We start from the raw sequence: 22,989 nt of genomic DNA, 5'->3' as shown, positions 1-22,989 counted from the left end.
AGGGGTAAGACCGACTCCCTGCTGGTTCAGTAACTGGTTTAAATCCTTGTAACCAGGCATTTCGTTCTGTATAGACATACGCATTCGTCATCAAAGGGAGGATATTCATGATATGCTACCACTTTGGACCCTGGTGATACCAGAAAAGGGCTTGTATCTTCACATCAGGGTAGCTATAGTGTCGCCCCTTCGCAGCCCCCGGGGCAGTAAGCGAAGGCAGCGCAGTCAATCAGCAGGAAGGTGGCATGTCTGCACAACCCGTCGATCTCCAGATTTTTGGCCGTTCACTGCGAGTGAATTGTCCACCTGAACAAAGGGATGCTTTGAATCAGGCTGCGGACGATTTGAATCAGCGGTTGCAAGATCTAAAAGAACGCACTAGAGTCACAAATACTGAGCAGCTGGTTTTCATCGCCGCGTTGAACATCAGCTATGAACTGACTCAGGAAAAAGCGAAGACCCGCGATTACGCGGCTAGCATGGAGCAGCGCATTAAAATGCTCCAGCAGACCATTGAACAGGCGTTGCTTGATCAAGGTCGCAATCCCGAAAGACCGGGACCAAAGTTTGAATAACACTTCGCAGTTGACTATGGTAGAGTAACTGTGAAGACAAAATTTCTCTGAGATGTTTGCAAGCGGGCCAGTCCCCTGAGCCGATATTTCATACCACAAGAATGTGGCGCTCCATGGTTGGTGAGCATGCTCGGTTCGTCCGAGAAGCCTTAAAACTATGACGACACATTCACCTTGAACCAAGGGTTCAAGGGTTACAGCCTGCGGCGGCATCTCGGAGATTCCCTCTCTCTTCTTCTACCGACTACCATGACTCAATTCCCTGAAGTTTCTGCTTCACGCCAGGACATCCGTCAACTCATTCGCCAGCGTCGTCGCGCCCTGACGTCTGAACAACAAGCACACTTTGCTCAGCAAGCCGCTGCCCGCATGATGGCCTATCCGCCCGTGGTGATGGCAAACACCGTCGCGCTCTTTCTCTCGTTTGACGGCGAACTGGACACCCAGCCGCTTATCGACCAGCTCTGGCGCGCCGGGAAAAAAGTTTACCTGCCGGTACTGCATCCGTTCAGCCGGGGCAATCTGCTGTTTCTGCACTACCATCCGCACAGCGAACTGGTGGTGAACCGTCTGAAAATCACCGAACCGAAACTCGACGTGCGCGACGTATTACCGCTGTCCGAGCTGGACGTGCTGATTACGCCGCTGGTGGCGTTTGATGAGCAGGGCCAGCGATTAGGCATGGGCGGGGGGTTCTATGACCGAACGCTGCAAAACTGGCAGCAGTACGGGCTGCAGCCGGTAGGCTACGCGCATGATTGTCAGTGCGTGGAGGCGTTGCCGGTGGAGAAATGGGATATTCCGCTGCCTGCGGTGGTAACGCCAGGTAAAACGTGGCTTTGGTAGCATAAAGCCGGGTGGCGCTTGCGCTTACCCGGCCTACAAAAGCTCAACGTAGGTCGGGTAAGGCGTAGCCGCCACCCGACACCACAGACCGCACCATCAGTACAGCAGGCGCGCGCGAATCGTCCCCGGAATGGCCTTCATGCTCTGCAGCGCTTTCTCAGCAACATCTTCATCGGCTTCAATATCGATAACCACATAACCCATCTGCGAGTTGGTTTGCAGATACTGAGCGGCAATGTTAACGCTCTGCTCGGCAAAAATCTGGTTGATGGCGGTCAGCACGCCAGGACGGTTTTCGTGGATGTGCAGCAGACGACGACCGCCGTGCAGCGGCAGAGACACTTCCGGGAAGTTCACCGCAGAGAGCGTTGAACCGTTGTCGGAATATTTGCTCAGCTTACCCGCCACTTCCAGACCGATATTCTCCTGCGCTTCCTGAGTAGAACCGCCGATGTGCGGCGTCAGAATCACGTTGTCGAATTCGCACAGCGGAGAGTTAAACGGATCGCTGTTGGTGGCCGGTTCCGTCGGGAACACGTCGATGGCCGCCCCCGCGAGATGCTTACGCTTCAGCGCATCGCACAGTGCAGGGATATCGACCACCGTACCACGCGCGGCGTTGATCAGCAGAGATCCCGGCTTCATCAGCGCCAGCTCTTCCGCGCCCATCATGTTTTTGGTGGAGGCGTTTTCCGGCACGTGCAGACTGACCACATCGCTCATGTTCAGCAAGTCAGAAAGATGCTGTACCTGCGTCGCGTTACCCAGCGGCAGCTTGCTTTCGATATCGTAGAAGTAGACGTGCATCCCCAGCGATTCCGCCAGGATCCCCAGTTGGGTACCTATGTGGCCGTAGCCGATGATACCCAGCTTTTTACCACGGGCTTCGTATGAGCCCGCGGCCAGTTTGTTCCACACGCCGCGGTGCGCTTTGGCGTTAGCTTCCGGGATACCGCGCAGCAGCAGCAGCAGCTCGCCAATCACCAGCTCCGCCACGGAACGGGTGTTAGAGAACGGGGCGTTAAAGACCGGTATACCGCGTTTTGCGGCGGCGTTCAGGTCGACCTGGTTGGTGCCGATGCAGAAACAGCCAATAGCAACCAGCTTTTCTGCCGCGGCAATCACGTCTTCAGTCAGGTGGGTACGGGATCGCAGGCCAATGAAGTGGGCATCACGGATGGCGGCTTTCAGCTCTTCCGTGTCCAGCGCGCCTTTATGAAATTCGATGTTGGTGTAACCCGCCGCACGAAGGCTATCAAGCGCTTTCTGATGCACGCCCTCGACCAGCAGGAATTTAATCTTGTCTTTCTCCAGTGATACCTTTGCCATTTCCCCGACCCTGTTTTTATCTGAACTGATGTTGTGCTGGATTGAAATCCGCTGTAGCCAACATATCAAAAAAAACTATTGCAGCAATATGAACGTTTGCGTCGGCACTCTGAAGAAAAGTCATACAGGGCAAAATGACAGAGTAAAATGCTGAGGAAATTTACAAACGTGGCAGGATCGGCAAAAGAGGCGGAAAAGCGTGACACAAGTCACCAAATTTAGCTTTTCAAAAATTTTTTAGCGGGGGGAGCACTCCCCCCATCAGATCATTTTACGATGGTTTTCACACCGTCAGCCGTACCGATCAGCGCCACATCCGCGCCGCGGTTGGCAAATAACCCCACGGTGACGACGCCTGGAATGCCGTTGATGGCGTTTTCCAGCGCAATCGCGTCGAGAATCTCCAGACCGTGAACATCGAGGATGACGTTACCGTTGTCTGTGACCACGCCCTGACGGTATTCCGGACGGCCGCCCAGCTTAACCAGTTGACGGGCAACCGCACTGCGCGCCATCGGGATCACTTCAACCGGCAGCGGGAAATTACCCAGAATGTCGACCTGCTTGGAGGCATCCGCGATGCAGATGAACTTGTCCGCCACGGAGGCGATGATCTTTTCACGGGTCAGCGCCGCGCCGCCGCCTTTGATCATCTGCATATGGCCGTTGATTTCATCCGCGCCATCAACGTAAATGCCCAGACGATCCACTTCGTTGAGATCGAAAACGGTAATGCCGAGGCTTTTCAGCTTTTCCGTGGACGCATCGGAGCTGGAAACCGCGCCCTCGATCTGCCCCTTCATCGTGCCCAGTGCATCGATAAAGTGCGCCGCCGTTGACCCCGTACCAACACCGACAATGGTCCCTGGCTGTACGTACTGGAGAGCGGCCCATCCTACTGCTTTTTTCAGTTCATCCTGCGTCATGATCGTTTTGCCTGTGGTGTGAAAACTCAGGGCGCATTATAGAACACGTCGAATGGATTTCGTCTGTCAGGAAGGGAAAATTGTGTCATAGTGCAGATTAAGCAAAATTTAGGAGCCAGCCAGAGCAATGAAACGTCCGGACTACAGAACACTACAGGCACTTGATGCAGTTATTCGTGAACGCGGCTTTGAGCGCGCAGCGCAAAAGCTGTGCATCACCCAGTCCGCCGTATCACAGCGTATCAAACAGCTTGAAAACATGTTCGGGCAGCCGCTGCTGGTGCGTACCGTGCCGCCGCGCCCAACGGAGCAAGGGCAAAAGCTTCTCGCCCTGCTGCGTCAGGTTGAACTGCTGGAAGACGAGTGGCTGGGTGACGAACAAACGGGTTCCACGCCGCTGCTGCTCTCGCTGGCGGTGAACGCCGACAGTCTGGCGACCTGGCTGCTGCCGGCCCTTGCGCCGGTGCTGGCCGACTCCCCTATCCGCCTGAATCTTCAGGTCGAAGATGAAACCCGCACCCAGGAGCGCCTGCGTCGCGGCGAAGTAGTTGGTGCGGTCAGTATCCAGCCTCAGGCCCTGCCAAGCTGTCTTGTCGATCAGCTCGGCGCGCTCGACTACCTGTTTGTCGGTTCAAAAGCCTTTGCGGAGCGCTACTTCCCGAATGGCGTCACCCGCGCCGCGCTGCTGAAAGCCCCTGCCGTGGCGTTCGACCATCTGGACGATATGCACCAGGCGTTTTTGCAGCAAAACTTCGACCTGCCGCCGGGCAGCGTGCCGTGTCATATCGTTAACTCGTCCGAAGCCTTTGTGCAGCTGGCGCGTCAGGGCACCACCTGCTGCATGATCCCGCATTTACAGATTGAGAAAGAGTTGAAAAGCGGTGAGCTGATTGACCTGACGCCGGGGCTGTATCAGCGCCGGATGCTGTACTGGCACCGTTTTGCGCCAGAAAGCCGCATGATGCGCAACGTGACTGATGCGCTGCTGGCGTTTGGACATAAGGTGTTGAGACAGGATTAAAATGAAAAGCCGGGTGGCGGCTACGCCTTACCCGGCCTATTGATTATTGTGCAGGTTTCGGCTGTGCTGCAACGGGTTCCAGCTGGAACACCACATCAACCTGATCGTCGAACTGAATCGTTGGCTGCTCGTAGGTTTCCTGAGCAGAAACCGGCGCGGCGTCCGCCTTCATCATCCGAACCATCGGGCTTGGCTGGTAGTTAGAGACGTGGTAACGCACGCTGTATACCGGGCCAAGCTTGCTCTTGAAGCCAGACGCCAGCTGTTCCGCCTGATGAATGGCATCATCAATTGCCGCTTTACGCGCTTCGTCTTTGTATTTCTCCGGTTGCGCAACGCCCAGCGACACGGAACGGATTTCGTTCAGGCCGGCCTTCAGCGCACCGTCCAGCAGAGAGTTCAGCTTGTCCAGCTGACGCACGGTCACTTCCACAGTGCGCACGGCGCGATAGCCTTTCAGGATACTTTTGCCGTTCTGGTAGTCGTAATCGGGCTGGGTACGCAGGTTCGCAGAGCTGATGTCTTTTTTAGCAACACCGTTCTGTTCCAGGAAAGAGAGATATTGCGCAACACGATCGTCTGCCTGTTTTTTGGCGGAAGCGGCATCTTTCGCCGCCACATTCACTTCAATTGCCAGGGTTGCAACATCCGGTACCGCGTCCACGCTTGCGGTGCCTGACGTGACGATGTGCGGGCCATCCGGCAGTTCACTTGCCTGCGCCGACACCGCACCTAAACTTACTAATGCCGCGAGGGCCATCACTTTAAACTTCACTGTCATTCCTCCATGTTGCGAAGAGTGCCCCAACAACAGGGCTCATGCCAGCAAGCTTAGCGGGTCTTGCTCAGTTGTCCATAAGACAAGGATTAGTTGAACAATTCCTGGACGTGGTGAATGCCCTCTTTTGCCAGCTGAAAAGCAATAAACCACATCACCAGCCCCACCAGGGTATTAATAATGCGCTGGGCTTTGGCAGTCCGCAGACGAGGCGCCAGCCATGCCGCCAGAATGGCGAGACCGAAGAACCAGAGGAAAGAGGCGCTGACCGTGCCGAGCGCAAACCAGCGTTTCGGCTCAACGTCCAGCTGTCCGCCCAGGCTGCCCAGCACTACGAAGGTGTCGAGGTAGACGTGCGGGTTAAGCCAGGTGACCGCCAGCATGGTGACGATAATCTTCCAGCGGCCCTGCTTCATCACTTCGGCACTTGCCAGCTCAATGTTGCTGCTCATCGCCGTTTTCAGGGCACCGAATCCGTACCAAAGCAGAAACGCCACGCCGCCCCAGGTCACCAGCGCCAGCAGCCAGGGGGACTGCATCAGCAGCGCGCTGCCGCCAAAAATGCCGGCGCAAATCAGCAGCAGATCGCTCACCGCGCACAGCAGGGCAATCATCAGATGATACTGGCGGCGAATGCCCTGATTCATCACGAAGGCGTTTTGCGGGCCGAGCGGAAGGATCATGGCCGCACCTAAGGCAAGCCCTTGAAAATAATAAGATAGCATGACGATTTTCTCGCAGTGTTGTTCTGGAGGCTGACTATACTGCGCGAATCACATTAGAGGAAATGGATAATATTAATTGGGTATTAGCGGAGCTTATGAAAGTAAAGCCCGGTGGCGCGAGCGCTTACCGGGCCTACGTGTGACGTTATTCTGCTTCTTTGACTTTTTTGACGTTTACGTCCATCTGCGGGTAAGGGAAGCTGATGCCGTTGGCGTCGAAATCGCGCTTGATGCGCTCCAGCACATCCCAGTAAACGTTTTGCAGATCGCTGCTTTTGCTCCAGATACGCACCACGAAGTTAATAGAGGAAGCACCCAGTTCGTTCAGGCGAACCGTCTGCTCGCGGTCCTTCAGAATGCGGTCGTCAGAGGCGATGATATTTGCGATCAGCGACTTCACCTGATCGATATCGGAATCATACGCCACGCTGATGATGAGCTCGTTACGACGCACCGGCTCGCGGGAGAAGTTAATGATATTGCCCGCAATGATTTTCCCGTTCGGTACCACCACAATACGACCATCGACGGTACGCAGGGTGGTAGAGAAAATCTGTACCTGCAACACGGTACCGGCGATGCCGCCAAGGTCAACATATTCACCGGAACGGAACGGACGGAAAGTCACCAGCAGTACGCCCGCCGCCAGGTTTGAAAGCGAGCCCTGCAGTGCCAGACCAATGGCCAGACCGGCGGCACCAAGAACGGCAATCACGGAGGCGGTTTGCACCCCAACACGGCCCAGCGCGGCAATCAGCGTGAAGGCGATAATGCCGTAGCGCACCAGTGCAGAGAGGAAGTCAGCCACCGTGGCGTCAATGTGTCGTGCGACCATCACACGGTTGACGGCGTTCGACACGATACGCGCCACGATCATCCCGACGATGATGATGGCAATCGCCGCGACAATGTTCACGGCATAGCTCAGCAGCAGGGCCTGGTTGCGCACCAGCCAGTTGCCGGCGTTATTGATGCTGTCTACAACATCGAGTTGTTCCATTTATTCTTCCTTTTGTTAAACCAAAACACAAAATCCATCCCCCATGGAGACAGGCAGGTCAGTAAAGGGTAAACAAAAAGCACCGGCTTTGCCAAACAGATCACAAAAACAGGTATTGCAGAATATTGAAAAAGCATAAAAAAAGGCCCGCATTTGCGGGCCTTCTGATGCTGTTAGCAGTTCAAATTACAGAACGTCGATTGCGTTCAGTTCTTTGAAAGCCTGCTCCAGACGGGTCACCATGGACGTCTGAGCAGCGCGCAGCCATACGCGTGGATCGTAGTATTTCTTGTTCGGCTGGTCTTCGCCTTTCGGGTTGCCCAGCTGGCCCTGCAGGTAAGCTTCGTTCGCTTTGTAGTACTGCAGGATACCGTCCCAGGTTGCCCACTGGGTGTCGGTATCGATGTTCATTTTCACTACGCCGTAGCTTACGGAGTCTTTGATTTCCTGAGCAGAAGAACCGGAACCGCCGTGGAAGACGAAGTTCAGGCTGTTGTGCGGCAGGTTGTGTTTCTTAGACACGTATTCCTGAGAATCACGCAGGATGGTCGGGGTCAGAACCACGTTACCTGGCTTATAAACGCCGTGTACGTTACCGAAGGACGCTGCAATGGTGAAGCGCGGGCTGATTTTGCTCAGCTCGGTGTAAGCGTAATCAACGTCTTCTGGCTGGGTGTACAGGGCAGAAGCGTCCATGTGGCTGTTGTCCACGCCGTCTTCTTCACCACCGGTGCAACCCAGTTCGATTTCCAGGGTCATGTCCATTTTGGCCATGCGCGCCAGGTACTTAGAGCAGATTTCGATGTTTTCGTGCAGTGACTCTTCAGACAGGTCGATCATGTGAGAAGAGAACAGTGGCTTACCGGTTGCCGCGAAGTGTTTTTCACCCGCGTCCAGCAGACCGTCGATCCACGGCAGCAGTTTCTTCGCGCAGTGGTCAGTGTGCAGGATAACTGGAACACCGTAGTGTTCAGCCATCTGGTGAACGTGGTGCGCACCAGAGATAGCACCCAGGATAGCAGCACCCTGAGGAATGTCAGTTTTCACGCCTTTACCTGCGATGAACGCAGCGCCGCCGTTAGAGAACTGAACGATAACCGGTGCTTTAACTTTTGCAGCGGTTTCCAGTACGGCGTTGATGGAGTCGGTACCTACGCAGTTAACTGCTGGCAGAGCGAAGTTGTTTTCTTTAGCTACCTGGAACACTTTCTGTACGTCATCACCAGTGATAACGCCAGGTTTTACGAAATCAAAAATTTTAGACATGTTGCTTAGTCCTGTATCTTCGGCCGTTAGAAAAGGTGCGAGCTCTTAAAAGCGCGCTGAAAATTGGGCAGGTTTCCCTGCCCCTGAATGGCTTACTTCTTAGCGCGCTCTTCGAGCATTGCTACTGCTGGCAGTACTTTGCCTTCCACGAATTCGAGGAATGCGCCGCCACCAGTGGAGATGTAGGAGATCTTGTCAGCGATACCGAACAGGTCGATTGCTGCCAGGGTGTCACCACCGCCTGCGATAGAGAACGCTTCGCTGTCTGCGATTGCGTTAGCCACGATTTCAGTCCCTTTGCGGAAGTTCGGGAATTCGAACACGCCAACAGGACCATTCCACAGGATAGTTTTTGCGTTTTTCAGGATTTCAGCCAGTTTCTGTGCAGAAACGTCGCCCAGGTCCAGAATCTGCTCTTCGTCTTTGATGTCGTTTACAGATTTCAGGGTCGCGGTTGCGGTTTCGGAGAACTCGGTCGCCACGCGAACGTCAGTTGGAACCGGGATATCACAGGTACCCAGCAGGCGTTTGGCTTCGTCAACCAGGTCTGCTTCGTACAGGGATTTACCGACATTGTGGCCCTGAGCGGCAACGAAGGTGTTCGCGATACCACCGCCCACGATCAGCTGGTCAGCGATTTTAGACAGGGAATCCAGAACGGTCAGTTTGGTAGACACTTTAGAACCACCAACGATAGCGACCATTGGGCGAGCAGGTTCTTTCAGTGCTTTACCCAGTGCTTCCAGTTCGTCAGCCAGCAGAGGACCCGCACACGCGACGTCTGCGAATTTACCGATACCGTGGGTAGATGCCTGCGCACGGTGCGCAGTACCGAATGCATCCATCACGAATACGTCGCACAGTGCAGCGTATTTTTTGGACAGGGTTTCGTCGTCTTTCTTTTCGCCTTTGTTGAAGCGAACGTTTTCCAGAACAACCAGCTCACCTTCGGCAACGTCTACGCCGTCCAGGTAATCTTTCACCAGGCGAACCGGGTTGGACAGTTTGTCTTTCAGGTAATTAACAACCGGCAGCAGAGAGAACTCTTCGTTGTACTCGCCTTCAGTTGGACGGCCCAGGTGGGAGGTGACCATCACTTTAGCGCCCTGCTTCAGAGCCAGTTCAATGGTTGGCAGAGATGCACGGATACGCGCGTCGCTGGTCACTTTGCCATCTTTAACCGGTACGTTCAGATCGGCACGGATGAAAACGCGTTTACCTGCCAGATCCAGATCGGTCATCTTAATTACAGACATGGTGAATCCTCTCGTTGATTCTTAAAGTTTTGCAAGCGCAAGGTGCGCTCTACCTGAAACCTTTTGCGGCCATGGCTAACGTGGTGTCGAGCATTCGGTTAGCAAAGCCCCATTCGTTATCACACCAGACCAGCGTCTTGATAAGGTGCGCACCACTGACTCGCGTCTGCGTGCCATCCACGATGGCGCTGTGCGGGTCGTGGTTAAAATCTACTGAGACCAACGGTAATTCCGTATAGTCAACTATACCATGAAATGCTCCCTGTGCCGCTTTTTGCAGCAACAGGTTGACTTCACAGGCTTTTACCGGTTTTTTCACCGTCACGCTGAGGTCGATTGCGGTGACGTTTATCGTCGGAACACGCACGGCAATCGCTTCGAAACGGTCATTAAACTGCGGGAAAATTCGGGTGATCCCTGCAGCCAGTTTCGTGTCCACCGGGATGATTGACTGGCTCGCCGCGCGAGTGCGTCGTAAATCCGGGTGATAGGCGTCGATAACCTGCTGATCGTGCATGGCGGAGTGAATCGTAGTTACGGTGCCGGATTCAATGCCATACGCATCGTCTAACAGTTTGATGACCGGAATAATGCAGTTGGTGGTGCAGGAGGCGTTGGAAACAATGCGGTGTTCGGCTTGCAGCTCATGCTGGTTGACGCCAAACACGACGGTCGCGTCGAGGTCGTTACTTCCGGGATGAGAAAACAGGACTTTTTTCGCGCCTGCTGTCAGATGCGCTTCGCCGTGTTCGCGGTTGCCATACACACCGGTACAGTCAAGCACGACATCCACACCCAGTTCACGCCAGGGTAGCCCGGAAATGCTGTTCTCATGCAGCACACGAATAGCGTCATCACCCACAAAAAGCTGATCTCTTTCCTGGCGCACATCCCAGGCGAAGCGTCCGTGGCTGGTGTCATACTTCAATAAATGCGCCATGCCAGCAGCATCCGCCAGTTCATTGATTGCCACCACGGTGATTTCCGCCCGACGTCCGGATTCATACAAAGCACGAACCACATTACGCCCGATGCGACCGAAGCCATTAATCGCTACGCGTACGGTCATAGATCTCCTGCAAAGCAATCCCTGAGTTTGAGGTGGCTGAAAGAGTAATCCAGCGACGCCCGAAGGGGAATCTTTGCTATCACAAACTGCGATTGATTGGTCAATTGTCGAACATTTAATCGACTGAAACGCTTCAGCAAGAATAAGCGAATCGGGGAATAAAAGGAATGTCTGTCCAGATGAATAAGCGAGCTATATGACTTGCGTCACATTTTCATTGGAATAATGACGCAAAAAAAGCCGGGTAAGCGCTAGCGCTTACCCGGCCTACTTTTGAGCCATTTGTAGGCCCGGTCAGCGTAAGCGCCACCGGGCAAAACGGCGATTACAGCAATTCTTTCGCCTTAGCGACAACGTTCTCAACGGTGAAGCCGAACTCTTCGAACAGCTGTTCTGCCGGAGCAGACTCACCGAAGGTGGTCATACCGACGATAGCGCCGTTCAGACCCACGTATTTGAACCAGTAGTCAGCAATACCCGCTTCCACCGCCACGCGAGCGGAAACCGCTTTAGGCAGTACGGATTCACGGTAAGCCGCATCCTGCTTGTCGAACGCATCGGTAGACGGCATGGAGACCACGCGCGCCTTCACGCCTTCGGCAGTCAGTTTTTCCCATGCTGCTACAGCCAGTTCAACTTCAGAACCGGTCGCGATGAAGATCAGCTCAGGCTGGCCCGCGCAATCTTTCAGCACGTAGCCACCGCGGGCAATGTTTGCCAGCTGCTCAGGGGTACGCTCCTGCTGCGCCAGGTTCTGACGGGAGAGGATCAGCGCGGTCGGGCCGTCCTGACGCTCAACGCCGTATTTCCACGCCACCGCAGATTCAACCTGGTCACATGGACGCCATGTGCTCATGTTCGGGGTTACGCGCAGGGAAGCTACCTGCTCTACCGGCTGGTGAGTTGGACCGTCTTCGCCCAGACCGATGGAGTCATGGGTGTAGACCATCACCTGACGCTGTTTCATCAGCGCAGCCATACGCACGGCGTTACGTGCATATTCCACGAACATCAGGAAGGTAGAGGTGTATGGCAGGAAACCACCGTGCAGAGCGATACCGTTCGCGATAGCGGTCATACCGAATTCACGTACACCGTAATGGATGTAGTTACCGGCAGTGTCTTCGTTGATTGGCTTAGAACCAGACCACAGGGTCAGGTTAGAAGGCGCCAGGTCAGCGGAGCCGCCCAGGAATTCTGGAAGCAGCGGACCGAACGCTTCAATCGCATTCTGAGATGCTTTACGGCTGGCGATTTTAGACGGGTTCGCCTGCAGCTTCGCGATGAATTCGTTGGCTTTCGCGTCGAAGTCAGACGGCATATCGCCTTTCATACGACGGGTGAATTCAGCCGCTTCCTGTGGGAACGCCTTCGCATAGGCAGCGAATTTCTCGTTCCAGGCCGCTTCTTTCGCCTGGCCTACTTCTTTAGCATCCCACTGAGCATAGATCTCAGACGGGATTTCGAAGGCAGGGTGTTTCCAGCCCAGTGCTTCACGGGTCAGTGCGATTTCCGCGTCGCCCAGCGGTGCGCCGTGGGAGTCATGGGTGCCCGCTTTGTTCGGAGAACCGAAGCCGATGATGGTTTTGCACATCAGCAGGGACGGTTTGTCGGTGACTGCGCGAGCTTCTTCTACTGCACGTTTAATCGAGTCAGCATCGTGGCCATCAACACCACGCACAACGTGCCAGCCGTAGGCTTCGAAACGTGCGGCGGTGTCGTCAGTGAACCAGCCTTCAACGTGACCGTCGATGGAGATACCGTTGTCGTCGTAGAACGCCACCAGTTTGCCCAGCTTCAGGGTACCAGCCAGGGAGCACACTTCGTGAGAAATGCCTTCCATCATGCAGCCGTCGCCCAGGAAAGCGTAGGTGAAGTGGTCAACGATGTCATGGCCAGGACGGTTGAACTGCGCCGCCAGGGTCTTCTCGGCAATCGCCATACCCACAGCGTTAGCAATGCCCTGACCCAGCGGGCCGGTGGTGGTTTCTACGCCAGCGGTGTAGCCCACTTCCGGGTGACCTGGAGTTTTGGAGTGCAGCTGACGGAAGTTTTTCAGCTCTTCGATTGGCAGATCGTAGCCGGTGAGGTGCAGCAGGCTGTAGATCAGCATAGAGCCGTGGCCGTTAGACAGCACGAAACGGTCGCGGTCAGCCCATGCCGGGTTCTGCGGGTTGTGGTTAAGGAAATCACGCCACAGGACTTCGGCGATATCAGCCATACCCATAGGGGCACCCGGGTGGCCGGATTTGGCTTTCTGTACTGCGTCCATGCTCAGCGCACGAATAGCATTAGCAAGCTCTTTACGTGAGGACATTTTAACTCCAGATCGGACTGTTAAAGGCCATGCCCTTGACGACAGCGCGTTTTGGGCTACGCCGGAAAAAAGTGCCAACAATGTAACCCAAGCCGCAGGGCATGTACATGGACCATTCTTTTGCAGCTTAAGAAATCTCTGGATCATGCTCGCATGTTGCGCAATCTGCTCGCCCGCGCCTGTAGATATTCCTTATACTTATCCCGCCCCGGCTTCGTTGCGGGGGCACTTTTCGGATTTTATTCAGTTTAACGAGTACGGAAGCAACCTCATGAAAATGCGTGCAATAGTGCTGGCCCTGGGTACAACGCTCGTGCTGAGCGGCTGTCAGAATATGGACTCTAACGGTCTGATGACCTCAGGTGCAGAAGCCTTTCAGGCCTACTCCCTGAGCGACGCGCAGGTTAAAGCGCTGAGCGATCAGGCCTGTAAAGATATGGACGGAAAAGCCACGCTTGCGCCGGCTGACAGTACCTACACACAGCGTCTGAATAAGATTGCTTCCGCGCTCGGCGATAACATCAACGGCCAGCCGGTGAACTACAAGGTTTACATGGCGAAAGACGTCAACGCCTTCGCGATGGCTAACGGCTGTATCCGCGTCTACAGCGGGCTGATGGATATGATGACCGACAACGAAGTGGAAGCGGTTATCGGCCATGAAATGGGTCACGTTGCGCTCGGCCACGTGAAGAAAGGGATGCAGGTTGCCTTAGGCACCAACGCCATTCGCGCGGCGGCGGCCTCTGCGGGCGGCATCGTTGGCAGCCTGTCCCAGTCGCAGCTTGGTGACGTAGGTGAAAAACTGGTTAACTCCCAGTTCTCGCAGCGTCAGGAGTCCGAAGCGGACGACTACTCCTACGATCTGTTGCGCAAACGCGGTATTAATCCATCCGGTTTAGCCACCAGCTTCGAAAAGCTGGCAAAACTGGAAGCGGGTCGCCAGAGCTCCATGTTTGACGATCACCCGGCCTCAGAAGCGCGCGCGCAGCATATTCGCGACCGAATGGCCGCTGACGGAATTAAATAATTTTGAAAGGAGGCAATTTTGCCTCCTTTTTATTTCGCATGAATTGCTAACTAAATCGCACGTATCGGTAACACCTCTGAAAGCCCCGTCAAATCTACCCTTTCCGGCTGAAACGCCTGGTCACATATTTATTGCAATCGTTAATCTTTCCGGTAATTATCAAACTCGCAGTAATTCAATTTAATATATTAAGACAGAGACGTTCCCTCCGTGAAAAAAGAATTATCGTTAATTGCTTTAAGTTTATTCGCCGCATTACCCGCCGCTGCAAGCCAGCAATCTGACAGCAAGGGTTTTATCGACGACAGCCATTTAGACCTGTTTTTACGCAATGCGTATATCAGCCGTGACTACCATCAGGGCCAGCAGGATAAAGCCGAATGGGGTCAGGGCATCATCGCCACCTTTGAATCCGGCTATACCGAAGGGCTGGTGGGCTTTGGCGTGGACGGCATCGCGCAGTACGGCGTGCGCCTGGATGGCGGTCGCGGCAAGAGCGGTGCGGGAGGTATCGACTTCTTTAAACAGGAAGACGATGGCCGGGCCAAATCCGATTTAGCGAAATTTGGCGCTACCGCCAAAATGCGGATCTCGAATACCGTGCTGAGCTACGGTAACCAGCGTCCTGAACTGCCTATCGTTAACGCCGACAGTTCCCGCCTGCTGTTTGAAAGCTACACCGGTGCCATGCTGACGTCTAAAGAGATCGACGGGCTGGAAGTGAACGCCGGTTATTTCACCGACGAGCAGCGTAAAAGCGACGACCGCCACGACAGCGGCCTGAAAAGCCTGACTTTCGGTGGCGCAAGCTACCAGTTCAACGACCAGTTCAGCGGCGCGCTATACGCCTCTCATAACGAAGAGGTGATGAACAAACAGTACCTGGGGCTGAATTACAAACAGCCGTTCAGCACCGGGCAGCAGCTGGTGCTCGACTTTAACGGCTATAACTCGCGTCTGGATCAGGGCTACGCTGACAGCCTCGACACGGGCCGCAGCAACACCATCTGGAGCCTGGCGGCGAGCTACATCTGGGATATTCACACGTTCAAAGTGGCGTACCAGCAGAGCAGCGGCAGCACCGGCTATAACTACGGCGGCTATCGCGACAAGGGCGGCGTGGGTGACGGCGGCAACACCATCTGGCTGGCGAACTCCTACTGGTCTGACTTTAACGGTGAAGACGAGCGCTCATGGCAGGCATCCTACGGCCTGGACTTCGGCGGACTCGGCCTGCCGGGCCTGAGCTGGACCACCGCCTACGTGCGCGGCGACAACATTAAGACGTCTGAAACCAGCAACGGCAAAGAGCACGAGTGGTTTAACCAGATCCAGTACCAGGTGCAGGACGGCCCGGCGAAAGATCTGAAGCTGAAACTGCGCTACTCCGTGCTGCGCGTCTCCAGCAACGCCAGCGACTATAACGTGGGCGGGGACGAGATCCGCGCTTACGTGGAATACCCGTTTAACGTGTTCTGATAAAACAAGCCGGGTGGCGGCTTCGCCTGACCCGGACTACTGTTTTCTCCCTCTCCCCGTGGGAGAGGGAGAAAACAGCTAGTAAAGCGTTTTCTGCGGCGGCCCGGCAAACTTCAGCGCGCCAATCTGACCCATCCGCACTTCCACTACCGACGGTCCCGGCATCGCCAGCGCTTCCGTCATCACGGCTTCAAAATCCTCTGCCCGCTCAACGCTCCACGCCTGCAGGCCAATTGCCTGTGCCAGCAGGGTAAAGTCCGGCGTATGCAGTTCGTTATAATACTGACGCCCGCCGAAGTACTTATCCTGAATGCCGCGCATCACGCCGTAGCCCCCGTCGTTCATGATCAGCAGCGTCACGTTAGCTTTCTCCTGCGCCAGCGTCGCCAGCTCGCCTAAATTCAGGCTCAGGCCACCGTCGCCCACCAGCCCCACCACCTTACGCTGTGGGTTGGCAATCGCGGTACCAATCGCCATTGGCAGCCCCATGCCAATCGCCCCGGCAAGAGAGTGAATGTTCATCAGCGGACCGTTAGCGCGGAACAGACGACTGCCCCACAGGCTGCCGGAAACGGTGATATCGCGCACCAGCAGGCCGTCCTGCGGCAGGGCTTTTTCAATGGCGTCGTTGAGCTTCGCATAGGCGCCGCACTGCTCGCGCAGGCCCTGTTCAGCCTGCGAGACCACCTGCTGCACCTGCGCGTCCCACTGGGTGTTGCCCCACTCGCGGCCCTGCGCTTTTTCAGCCAGCGCGCCAAGCAGCGCTGAACAGTCGGCTATCAGCGTGTTATCCATCAGGTAGTTACGGCTCGCCGCCGCCGGGTCGATATCTATCTGCACGCGTGGAGACGGTAAATCCAGCGTCCAGGAACGAGTCTCGTTGCTGCGCAGGCGAGAACCGGCCACCAGCGTAAAATCACACTGCGCAATCAGTGCCTCAACCGACGGCGAGTTGTGGAACGCGCGCAGGCTGGCACGATGGCCGTCCGGCAGCACGCCGCGCGCGTGGGTGCTGGAGATCACCGTCACGCCCGCATCCGCCAGTTTTTTCACCGCGTCAGCGCTTCCCAGCGCCCCGCCGCCCAGCCACAGCAGCGGCTGTTTAGCCTGCCTGAGCTGCGCCCATAAAGCATCCACCTTCACGGGATCCACGGCTGCAACCGAAGCCGGTTTCACCGGTGCGGTCACCAGAGACAGAGGAATTTTAGCCCCCTGAATATCAATCGGGATCTCCACAGAGACCGGCCCGCACGGCGGCGTCTGCGCCTCCTGAATCGCTTTATGCAGGATGGCTATCGCCTGGCTGGCATTGCTGATGCGGTACGCCCGTTTTGAACTGGCCTTCAGAAAGGTCAGCTGGTCGCGGGTCTCGTGGATAAACCCGGTGTCGGCGTCCAGCCAGGCCTTCTCAACCTGTCCGGTTAAATGCAGCAGCGGCGTGCAGGCGTTCATCGCCTCCACCAGCGCGCCTACCGCGTTCCCCGCCCCCGCGCCGGTGCTGGTCAGCGCCACGCCGAGGCCGGAAAACCGCCCGTGGGCGTCAGCCATGGTGACGGAACCCGCCTCGCCGCGCGCGGGCACGAAGCGGATTTTGCCCCGCTGCCCTACCGCGTCCGCGATCGGCAGGTTGTGAATGGAGATGACGCCGTAGATGGCCTCAACCTGATACTGCTCCAGCGTTCTGGCGATGGCGTCGCCGACGGTTATCATTTCGCTCATTGCTCACCCTTTCTCAGTCGCACCAGTGGTTGACGCTGTTACCCGTCGCCAGATAAATGCTCTTTTGCTGCATCCAGGCTTTCAGCCCCTGAATGCCCTTTTCGCGGCCCAGACCGCTCTCTTTAAAGCCCCCGAACGGGGTCGAAATCGCAAAAACTTTGTAGGTGTTGATCCACACCGTACCGGCCTCCAGCTGCTCGCTCAGGCGCAGCGCCCGCCCGGTGTCACGGGTCCAGATCCCTGCCGCCAGGCCGTAAACCGAGTCGTTCGCCTCGCGGATCAACGCCGCTTCATCGCGAAACGGCATCGCCACCAGCACCGGGCCGAAGATCTCCTCCTGGCAGGCGCGGGCGCCGTTCGTCAGCCCTTCGATAATGGTCGGCTGGAAGAAGCTGCCGTTTGCGAGGTCAGGATCCGCCGGGATCTCCCCGCCGCACAGCACCCGGCCCCCCTCGCGCTTCGCCAGCTCGACGTATTCCTGCACGCTCTGGCGATGTTTCTCATTGATCAGCGGCCCAACGTGAACGCCGTCGGTGAAGGGGTGCCCTACGCGCAGCCCGCGAGTTAATTCCAGCAGCCGCGCCATCAGCGGCGCGTACAGGCTTTCGTGGATAAACAGCCGGGACCCGGCGATGCACGCCTGCCCTGCTGAACTGAAAATGCCGTAGCAGATCCCGCGCGCGGCCTGCTCAACGTCGGCATCCTCCAGCACGATGGTCGGGGATTTACCGCCCAGCTCCAGCGACGCCGGGATCAGCTTTTCCGCAGCCACGTGCGCCAGATGGCGGCCCGTGGCGGTGCCGCCGGTAAAGGAAATTTTTCGCACGCGGGGATGGCGCGCCAGCGCGTCGCCAATCACCGAGCCTTTGCCCGGCAGCACGCTCAGCAGCCCGGCGGGCAGCCCGGCCTGTTCAAAAATGCGCGCCAGCTCAAGCGCCATCAGCGGCGTGGCTTCGGCAGGCTTGAGGATCACCGCGTTCCCGGCGGCGATGGCCGGGGCGACCTTCTGCATCTCGCTGGCAATGGGCGAGTTCCACGGCGTGATGGCCGCCACCACGCCGAGCGGCTCATAGCGGCTTAGCGTCAGCAGATCCGGCTGGCGCGGCGTGGGCAGCTCCCCTTCCAGCAGCTCGCAGGCAGCGGCGAAGTAGCGGGCCGTTCCCGCCGCGCTCATCACCAGCCCGCGCGCCTCCGCCAGCGGCTTGCCGTTATCCCGGCTCTGCATCTGCGCCAGCTCGTCAGCGCGGGACTCAATCAGATCCGCCACCTTGTGCAGGATCTTCGCACGCATGTGCGGCAGGCTGTTGCGCCAGGCGGGATCGCGCCACGCGCGCTCGCCGGCCTCGATCGCGTCGTGCAGATCGTCAAGGTTTGCCGCGTTCAGCGTCGCATTGAGCGACCCGTCAGCCGGGAAGTGGCTCTGCATCGGGTTGCCACCGCCGCGTCGCCACTGGCCGCCGATAAAAATCTTCAGATCGTCCATCGTCACTCCTCAGCTCAGGGCCAGTTCGCGGCAGGCGCGCACCGCGCTGAGTGCCGCCAGGGTGGAGGTTTTAGGGTTAGACGCCAGCGGCAGCCCGCTCAGCTCCAGATGGAATTCGCCAAACAGCCCTTCTACGTGCAGCGTGTGGGTGTTACGTTTCGTTGCCGGGTCAACCATCAGCTGCACGCGGGTTTCATCCATCCCGACGCCGCCGAGCGCCACGGTCGCCGCCACGTTGGCGTTCGCCGGGAACAGGCGCGCCGCCTCGCGGGCGCTCCCTTCAAAAAAGACCTTCGCCTCCGAGACCGCGTTAAGATCGATAAGCTGCTCGGCGTAGCTGCCGCGCCAGCTGGCCGGGCTTTTACGCGACTGATAGGTGACGCGCTCAAGCCCGCCCTCCTTCGCCGCCGCCAGCCCGTCGATGCCGGCCACCGCCCCGGAAAGCAGCGTCAGTTTTCCGCCCGCCGCGAGCAGGCGCTGCTCCAGCGCGCTGTCCGCCAGCGCGCCGGTGGAAATGACCGCCAGATGCCAGCCGCGGCGCAGAATCGCTTCGCCGTACTGCGCAACCGCCTGCTGGCTGGCGCACTCCAGCACCAGATCGGGCGTTTGCGCGCACGCCATCGGCGAGGTCAGCGCCTCGACCGCATCGCCAAACTGGTCGCGAATGGCGGCATGGTGAGACGCGCGCGCCACGATCCAGCCGATAGCCACGCCGGCGGGCAGACGCTCAATCACCGCCTGCGCCATGGCGCCATAACCGATTAACATTACCTTTTTCATGATGTGTCCTTACAGATGGCGGCAAAAGCCGCCGGAAACGTCCAGCGCCGCGCCGGTGGTAAACGAGGCCAGCGGCGAGGCGAGGAACAGCAGCGCCTGCGCGGGCTCCTGCGGCTTGCCGAGACGCGCCATCGGGATGCCGCGCTTGCGCGCGATTTCCGCCGTCCACTCCGGCCAGCTCTGGCTTTTGTCCGCCCGGCTTTCGAAGCGGCGCTGCCACTGGCCGGACTCGACCATGCCAAGCAGTATGGAATTGACGCGAATCCCTTTGCCCACCAGCTCTTTCGAGAGCGTCAGCGTCATGTTCAGCAGCGCGGCGCGGGCTGCCGACGTGGCGATCATGTGCTCTTCCGGCTGAAGCGCCAGCAGGGAGTTCACGCAGGTGATGGAGGCGATATCGGACCGTTCCAGCAGCGGCTGAAACGCCTGCACCGGATTAATGACGCCAAACAGTTTGAGTTCGGCTTCGTGCAGCCACGCCTCGCGCGGCGTGTCATGGAAGTGCGCCACGTAGCCCTGACCGGCGTTGTTGATCAGCATATCCGCCGCGCCAAAGCGCGCCTGCACCGCATCCGCGAAGGCCTGCACCTCGTCGGCGTTCAGCACGTCGCAGCGGTATGAGAAAATCTCCCCGTCGGGATAGTCGTTTTGCAGCGTCGCATGGGCGCTGGCGAGCCGGTCTGGGTCGCGGCCACAGAAGGCGACTTTCGCCCCTTCGCCCAGCAGCAGGCGCAGCGTTTCAAAGCCAATGCCGGACGAACCGCCGGTAACGACCGCTACGCGGCCGTCAATGTGTGCATTCATCGCGCACCTCTTCGTTAATGCGTAAAAGCTGTTGGTTAAAAAACGCGTCGTTATCGAGATAGCTCGCGTGTCCTGCCTGCGGAATCGCGGTAAACGGCATGCCGTAGCGCAGCGCCAGCCCCTGTACCAGCTCGGGCTGCGTGATCGCGTCCTGCTCGCCGCACCAGACTTCAAATTGACCGGCGTAACGCTTAAGCCAGCCGTGAATGTCGTCATGCGCCAGCATCCACGCGGCAGCGAGGTAGCCTTCGGGGCGCAGCCTGCGCATGCCCGCCGCGACGGTGGCGATATCGTCCGGGCGCGCGCCGGGGCGCAGCAGCTTCGCGGCGCGGGTCTGCGCGAGAATGTCGCCGCCGAGCGCCATCTGCTGCTCGCGATTACGCCAGACCTGCTCTCGCTGCGCCGGCGCGGCATTACCGTAGCCCTGCGCGGCGTCCGCCAGCACCAGATGAATGACGCGTTCAGGAAACTTCGCCGCAAACGCGCTGGCCACCAGCGCCCCCAGGGAATGGCCCACCAGTACCGCCTGCCAGACGCCTGCGCGGTCGAGCATCGCCGCCAGCGCGTCGGCGTAATCTCCGGCGTTCGCCCGCTCAACCGCCAGCATCGGGCTTTCGCCGTAACCGGGCATGTCCCACGCCAGCACGCGAAAACCGTTCAGCGCCATCTGCTTATGCCAGGACGCAGCGCCAGAGCTGATCCCATGCAGCAGCATCAGCGGGATGCCGCTTCCCTGTTCACGAAAAGCCGTCATGTCGCCCCCTTAGTTCCGCTTCACTTTTGAGAGCGGATGATCGGAGGGATAGGTAGGGATTTCCGGCTTGTTGGTTCCCAGCATGACGCACATCAGCGCCTCTTCTTCCCCGTGGTTAAACAGGCCGCGATAGATGCCCGGCGGGACGGAGATCAGGTCACGCTCGCGCAGCACGGTTTCGGTGTAGTTGTCGCCGTCCTGGATCATCAGCGTGATCTGTCCTTTGAGCATGAAGAACACCTCCTCCACGTCGTCGTGCAGGTGCAGCGGCCCTTCGCACTTCGACGGCAGCACCATGGTGGAGAAGGTAAAATGGTCCGCCTGCACGGTATTGGTGTCGTTCGCCACGCCGGTTGCTCCGGTGCCGATGTAGCGCATCTGCGCCCGGCGGTATTTCGGGTCAAAATCGGCCTGGAACTTCAGCGCGTTCCAGTCGTATTTACGGCCTTCGAAGCGCGCGATGCGCGACTCGACCCACTCTTCCATTGTCAGGTGGTCGGGTTTGATGCCTGTTTTGTTGGTTACGGTTGAATCAGTCATGACACTCTCCTCAGTAACGTCTCAGCAGCGGCAGTAACAGGACGCAGCCCACCGCCGCCATCACCGCCAGAAAAATCAGCCCGGAATCCATGCTGTGGGTGAAGGCAATAAGCGCGCCCATCACCGCCGGCGACAGCGCGCCCGCAAAGTTTCCCAGCCCGTTGAAGATGCCGCCCGCCGTGGCGCTCACCCGGGGATGGGTGGCCTTCGCCAGCAGGGCGAAAATGTTGGGGGCGCCGGTGCCCCACATAAAGGTGCTGAAGCTCATCGCCGCGATGATGGCAAGCGGGGTATCAAGGTGCATCACCGCCGCCAGCCCGACGGCTGCCCCTGCCATCGAGATAAAGCAGGCCGCCGCGCGCTTATCGACCCGGTCAGAGAGCCACGCGCCAATCACCTCTCCCGCCAGCATGGCGATGAACGGCATCGACGACAGCCAGCCCGCGTGCTCCAGGTGGATGCCTTTGCCCTTAATTAAGTAGCCAGGCAGCCAGCCGTTGATGCCCCACAGGTAGGTCAGGAACGCGATGTTAAAGATGCAGATGATCCAGAAGTGCGGGCTGACAAACAGCTCGCGCCGCGCCGCGCGCCGCTCGTCCCGGGACGCCTGCGAGGTGCCGGGTTTTGCTTCCAGACGGATCCCGCGCAGGCCGATGCGCACAAAGATAAGCACCGGCACGGTCAGCATTGCCATGACAAAGAAGGTGCTCTGCCAGCCGAAGGTGTTCAGCAGCCAGAGGGAGAGCGGGAAGCCAATCGCCGCGCCGACCGGCGTGCCCAGCAGCCACAGCATGGTGGCGCGCGCCTGTAAATGCTGCGGGAAGTTGTGGCGCACGATGGCGAAAGCCAGCGGGAACAGCGGCCCTTCCGCCACGCCAAGCAGGATGCGCAAGACGATCATCAGCGTGTAGTTATGGGTAAAACCCATCGCCACCATCAGCACGCACCAGATCGCCATCATCCCGGTGATCAGGCGCAGCGGCGCGATTTTGTCGCCTAAACCACTCAAAAATACCGACGAAAAGCCGTAGCTCAGCAGGAAGGCGCTCATCAGAATGCCGAGGCGCGTGGTGTCAAAATCGATGCCCATCGCCTGCTGGAAATGGGTGTCGGAAAAGAGCGCCGCGATGCTGATTTTGTCGAAAAAGGCCAGCAGCACGCAGGCCAGCAGCGACAGCGGGATGGCCCAGCGCACCGCTTTTTCAGGCGTGCGGGTTCCCTCACCGCTCGCCTCGACGGGCGCGGTGTTGGTCTCTAATGTAGTCATGTCTCCCCCTACGGGTGCGGGTTAG

General features: G+C 57.9%; 21 protein-coding genes, 1 other RNA gene and 1 pseudogene. 6 read left to right on the top strand and 17 right to left on the bottom strand.

Annotated features, from left to right (window positions below):
- Nucleotides 1-78 (bottom strand): annotated as a pseudogene (locus tag HBA26_RS12785) (YecA family protein); the annotation flags it as partial.
- Between the two features lie 167 nt (nt 79-245).
- Here HBA26_RS12785 and zapA point away from each other — a divergent pair.
- The 3 genes from zapA (at nt 246) to HBA26_RS12770 (ending at nt 1,421) form a co-directional block, all read left to right on the top strand.
- Nucleotides 246-575 carry a cell division protein ZapA gene (gene zapA / locus HBA26_RS12780; protein WP_006811891.1) on the top strand — a complete coding sequence of 110 codons (330 nt, stop codon included), beginning with the start codon at nt 246-248 and terminating at the stop codon, nt 573-575.
- Between the two features lie 41 nt (nt 576-616).
- A non-coding RNA gene (ssrS, locus tag HBA26_RS12775) (6S RNA) lies at nt 617-800 on the top strand.
- 24 nt (nt 801-824) lie between these two features.
- On the top strand, nt 825-1,421 hold the full coding sequence (locus tag HBA26_RS12770) for a 5-formyltetrahydrofolate cyclo-ligase (RefSeq protein ID WP_126344929.1): 597 nt from the start codon (nt 825-827) through the stop codon (nt 1,419-1,421).
- A 96-nt stretch (nt 1,422-1,517) separates the two neighbouring features.
- Here the strand turns inward: HBA26_RS12770 and serA are convergent, their stop codons facing one another.
- Nucleotides 1,518-2,750 (bottom strand): phosphoglycerate dehydrogenase, encoded by a 1,233-nt coding sequence (gene serA, locus HBA26_RS12765; RefSeq protein ID WP_041908347.1) that lies wholly within the window; start codon nt 2,748-2,750, stop codon nt 1,518-1,520.
- Between the two features lie 266 nt (nt 2,751-3,016).
- Nucleotides 3,017-3,676, bottom strand: coding sequence for a ribose-5-phosphate isomerase RpiA (gene rpiA, locus HBA26_RS12760; protein ID WP_003860091.1), 660 nt, complete (start codon nt 3,674-3,676; stop codon nt 3,017-3,019).
- Between the two features lie 127 nt (nt 3,677-3,803).
- Between rpiA and argP the strand changes: the two genes are divergently transcribed.
- Entirely contained in the window at nt 3,804-4,697 is an 894-nt protein-coding gene (gene argP, locus HBA26_RS12755) for a DNA-binding transcriptional regulator ArgP (RefSeq protein WP_003860089.1), read from the top strand.
- 43 nt (nt 4,698-4,740) lie between these two features.
- Here the strand turns inward: argP and HBA26_RS12750 are convergent, their stop codons facing one another.
- The 7 genes from HBA26_RS12750 to tkt all read right to left on the bottom strand — a co-directional run bounded on the left by HBA26_RS12750 (nt 4,741) and on the right by tkt (nt 13,108).
- On the bottom strand, nt 4,741-5,472 hold the full coding sequence (locus tag HBA26_RS12750) for an oxidative stress defense protein (RefSeq protein WP_014885152.1): 732 nt from the start codon (nt 5,470-5,472) through the stop codon (nt 4,741-4,743).
- 92 nt (nt 5,473-5,564) lie between these two features.
- Entirely contained in the window at nt 5,565-6,200 is a 636-nt protein-coding gene (argO, locus tag HBA26_RS12745) for an arginine exporter ArgO (protein ID WP_047367435.1), read from the bottom strand.
- A gap of 145 nt (nt 6,201-6,345) precedes the next feature.
- The gene (gene mscS / locus HBA26_RS12740) at nt 6,346-7,200 is read right to left on the bottom strand and encodes a small-conductance mechanosensitive channel MscS (RefSeq protein WP_003860082.1); all 855 of its coding nucleotides are present in this window, start codon (nt 7,198-7,200) and stop codon (nt 6,346-6,348) included.
- A 186-nt stretch (nt 7,201-7,386) separates the two neighbouring features.
- On the bottom strand, nt 7,387-8,466 hold the full coding sequence (gene fbaA / locus HBA26_RS12735; RefSeq protein ID WP_008499731.1) for a class II fructose-bisphosphate aldolase: 1,080 nt from the start codon (nt 8,464-8,466) through the stop codon (nt 7,387-7,389).
- A 92-nt stretch (nt 8,467-8,558) separates the two neighbouring features.
- Nucleotides 8,559-9,722: a phosphoglycerate kinase gene (gene pgk, locus HBA26_RS12730; protein ID WP_028014337.1), complete on the bottom strand. Its 1,164-nt coding sequence runs from the start codon at nt 9,720-9,722 to the stop codon at nt 8,559-8,561.
- Nucleotides 9,723-9,771: 49 nt separating this feature from the next.
- Nucleotides 9,772-10,791 carry an erythrose-4-phosphate dehydrogenase gene (epd, locus tag HBA26_RS12725; RefSeq protein WP_047367434.1) on the bottom strand — a complete coding sequence of 340 codons (1,020 nt, stop codon included), beginning with the start codon at nt 10,789-10,791 and terminating at the stop codon, nt 9,772-9,774.
- Nucleotides 10,792-11,116: 325 nt separating this feature from the next.
- A complete protein-coding gene (gene tkt / locus HBA26_RS12720) occupies nt 11,117-13,108 on the bottom strand; it encodes a transketolase (protein WP_041908344.1) in 1,992 nt (663 codons plus the stop codon).
- Between the two features lie 271 nt (nt 13,109-13,379).
- On the opposite strand from tkt, the gene HBA26_RS12715 reads away from it, so the two are divergent.
- A complete protein-coding gene (locus tag HBA26_RS12715) occupies nt 13,380-14,138 on the top strand; it encodes a M48 family metallopeptidase (RefSeq protein WP_028014340.1) in 759 nt (252 codons plus the stop codon).
- Nucleotides 14,139-14,348: 210 nt separating this feature from the next.
- Nucleotides 14,349-15,617, top strand: a complete 1,269-nt coding sequence (locus tag HBA26_RS12710) for an OprD family outer membrane porin (protein WP_126344928.1) — start codon at nt 14,349-14,351, stop codon at nt 15,615-15,617.
- A gap of 78 nt (nt 15,618-15,695) precedes the next feature.
- Here HBA26_RS12710 and HBA26_RS12705 read toward each other — a convergent pair whose 3' ends face one another.
- Genes HBA26_RS12705 through HBA26_RS12675 form a run of 7 tightly spaced genes read right to left on the bottom strand, consistent with a single transcriptional unit; the run spans nt 15,696 to nt 22,964 of the window.
- Complete coding sequence (locus HBA26_RS12705; RefSeq protein WP_063155135.1) at nt 15,696-17,336, bottom strand: thiamine pyrophosphate-binding protein; 1,641 nt, start codon at nt 17,334-17,336, stop codon at nt 15,696-15,698.
- A gap of 13 nt (nt 17,337-17,349) precedes the next feature.
- Nucleotides 17,350-18,819, bottom strand: coding sequence for an aldehyde dehydrogenase (locus HBA26_RS12700; protein ID WP_063155136.1), 1,470 nt, complete (start codon nt 18,817-18,819; stop codon nt 17,350-17,352).
- A 9-nt stretch (nt 18,820-18,828) separates the two neighbouring features.
- Nucleotides 18,829-19,599 (bottom strand): aspartate dehydrogenase, encoded by a 771-nt coding sequence (locus tag HBA26_RS12695; RefSeq protein ID WP_041908340.1) that lies wholly within the window; start codon nt 19,597-19,599, stop codon nt 18,829-18,831.
- A gap of 9 nt (nt 19,600-19,608) precedes the next feature.
- Nucleotides 19,609-20,403, bottom strand: coding sequence for an SDR family oxidoreductase (locus HBA26_RS12690; protein ID WP_048957296.1), 795 nt, complete (start codon nt 20,401-20,403; stop codon nt 19,609-19,611).
- Nucleotides 20,387-21,157, bottom strand: coding sequence for an alpha/beta hydrolase (locus HBA26_RS12685; RefSeq protein WP_126344927.1), 771 nt, complete (start codon nt 21,155-21,157; stop codon nt 20,387-20,389). The genes HBA26_RS12690 and HBA26_RS12685 overlap by 17 nt, the downstream gene beginning before the upstream one ends.
- 9 nt (nt 21,158-21,166) lie before the next feature.
- Nucleotides 21,167-21,697 (bottom strand): cupin domain-containing protein, encoded by a 531-nt coding sequence (locus HBA26_RS12680; protein ID WP_017382915.1) that lies wholly within the window; start codon nt 21,695-21,697, stop codon nt 21,167-21,169.
- A 10-nt stretch (nt 21,698-21,707) separates the two neighbouring features.
- Entirely contained in the window at nt 21,708-22,964 is a 1,257-nt protein-coding gene (locus HBA26_RS12675; protein WP_126344926.1) for an MFS transporter, read from the bottom strand.
- Between the last annotated feature and the right edge of the window lie 25 nt (nt 22,965-22,989).

Source organism: Enterobacter sp. 725m/11 (assembly GCF_011683705.1).
Lineage (GTDB): Bacteria > Pseudomonadota > Gammaproteobacteria > Enterobacterales > Enterobacteriaceae > Enterobacter > Enterobacter bugandensis.
This window is presented reverse-complemented; position numbering and strand designations above follow the sequence as displayed.

Coding starts and splice junctions, on each gene's coding strand:
- HBA26_RS12705 (WP_063155135.1), bottom strand. CDS start 17,336: ATGAGCGAAATGATAACCGTCGGCGACGCCATCGCCAGAACGCTGGAG.
- HBA26_RS12770 (WP_126344929.1), top strand. CDS start 825: ATGACTCAATTCCCTGAAGTTTCTGCTTCACGCCAGGACATCCGTCAA.
- pgk (WP_028014337.1), bottom strand. CDS start 9,722: ATGTCTGTAATTAAGATGACCGATCTGGATCTGGCAGGTAAACGCGTT.
- HBA26_RS12675 (WP_126344926.1), bottom strand. CDS start 22,964: ATGACTACATTAGAGACCAACACCGCGCCCGTCGAGGCGAGCGGTGAG.
- HBA26_RS12700 (WP_063155136.1), bottom strand. CDS start 18,819: ATGGACGATCTGAAGATTTTTATCGGCGGCCAGTGGCGACGCGGCGGT.
- HBA26_RS12685 (WP_126344927.1), bottom strand. CDS start 21,157: ATGACGGCTTTTCGTGAACAGGGAAGCGGCATCCCGCTGATGCTGCTG.
- tkt (WP_041908344.1), bottom strand. CDS start 13,108: ATGTCCTCACGTAAAGAGCTTGCTAATGCTATTCGTGCGCTGAGCATG.
- argP (WP_003860089.1), top strand. CDS start 3,804: ATGAAACGTCCGGACTACAGAACACTACAGGCACTTGATGCAGTTATT.
- HBA26_RS12680 (WP_017382915.1), bottom strand. CDS start 21,697: ATGACTGATTCAACCGTAACCAACAAAACAGGCATCAAACCCGACCAC.
- mscS (WP_003860082.1), bottom strand. CDS start 7,200: ATGGAACAACTCGATGTTGTAGACAGCATCAATAACGCCGGCAACTGG.
- serA (WP_041908347.1), bottom strand. CDS start 2,750: ATGGCAAAGGTATCACTGGAGAAAGACAAGATTAAATTCCTGCTGGTC.
- argO (WP_047367435.1), bottom strand. CDS start 6,200: ATGCTATCTTATTATTTTCAAGGGCTTGCCTTAGGTGCGGCCATGATC.
- HBA26_RS12695 (WP_041908340.1), bottom strand. CDS start 19,599: ATGAAAAAGGTAATGTTAATCGGTTATGGCGCCATGGCGCAGGCGGTG.
- rpiA (WP_003860091.1), bottom strand. CDS start 3,676: ATGACGCAGGATGAACTGAAAAAAGCAGTAGGATGGGCCGCTCTCCAG.
- epd (WP_047367434.1), bottom strand. CDS start 10,791: ATGACCGTACGCGTAGCGATTAATGGCTTCGGTCGCATCGGGCGTAAT.
- HBA26_RS12690 (WP_048957296.1), bottom strand. CDS start 20,403: ATGAATGCACACATTGACGGCCGCGTAGCGGTCGTTACCGGCGGTTCG.
- zapA (WP_006811891.1), top strand. CDS start 246: ATGTCTGCACAACCCGTCGATCTCCAGATTTTTGGCCGTTCACTGCGA.
- fbaA (WP_008499731.1), bottom strand. CDS start 8,466: ATGTCTAAAATTTTTGATTTCGTAAAACCTGGCGTTATCACTGGTGAT.
- HBA26_RS12715 (WP_028014340.1), top strand. CDS start 13,380: ATGAAAATGCGTGCAATAGTGCTGGCCCTGGGTACAACGCTCGTGCTG.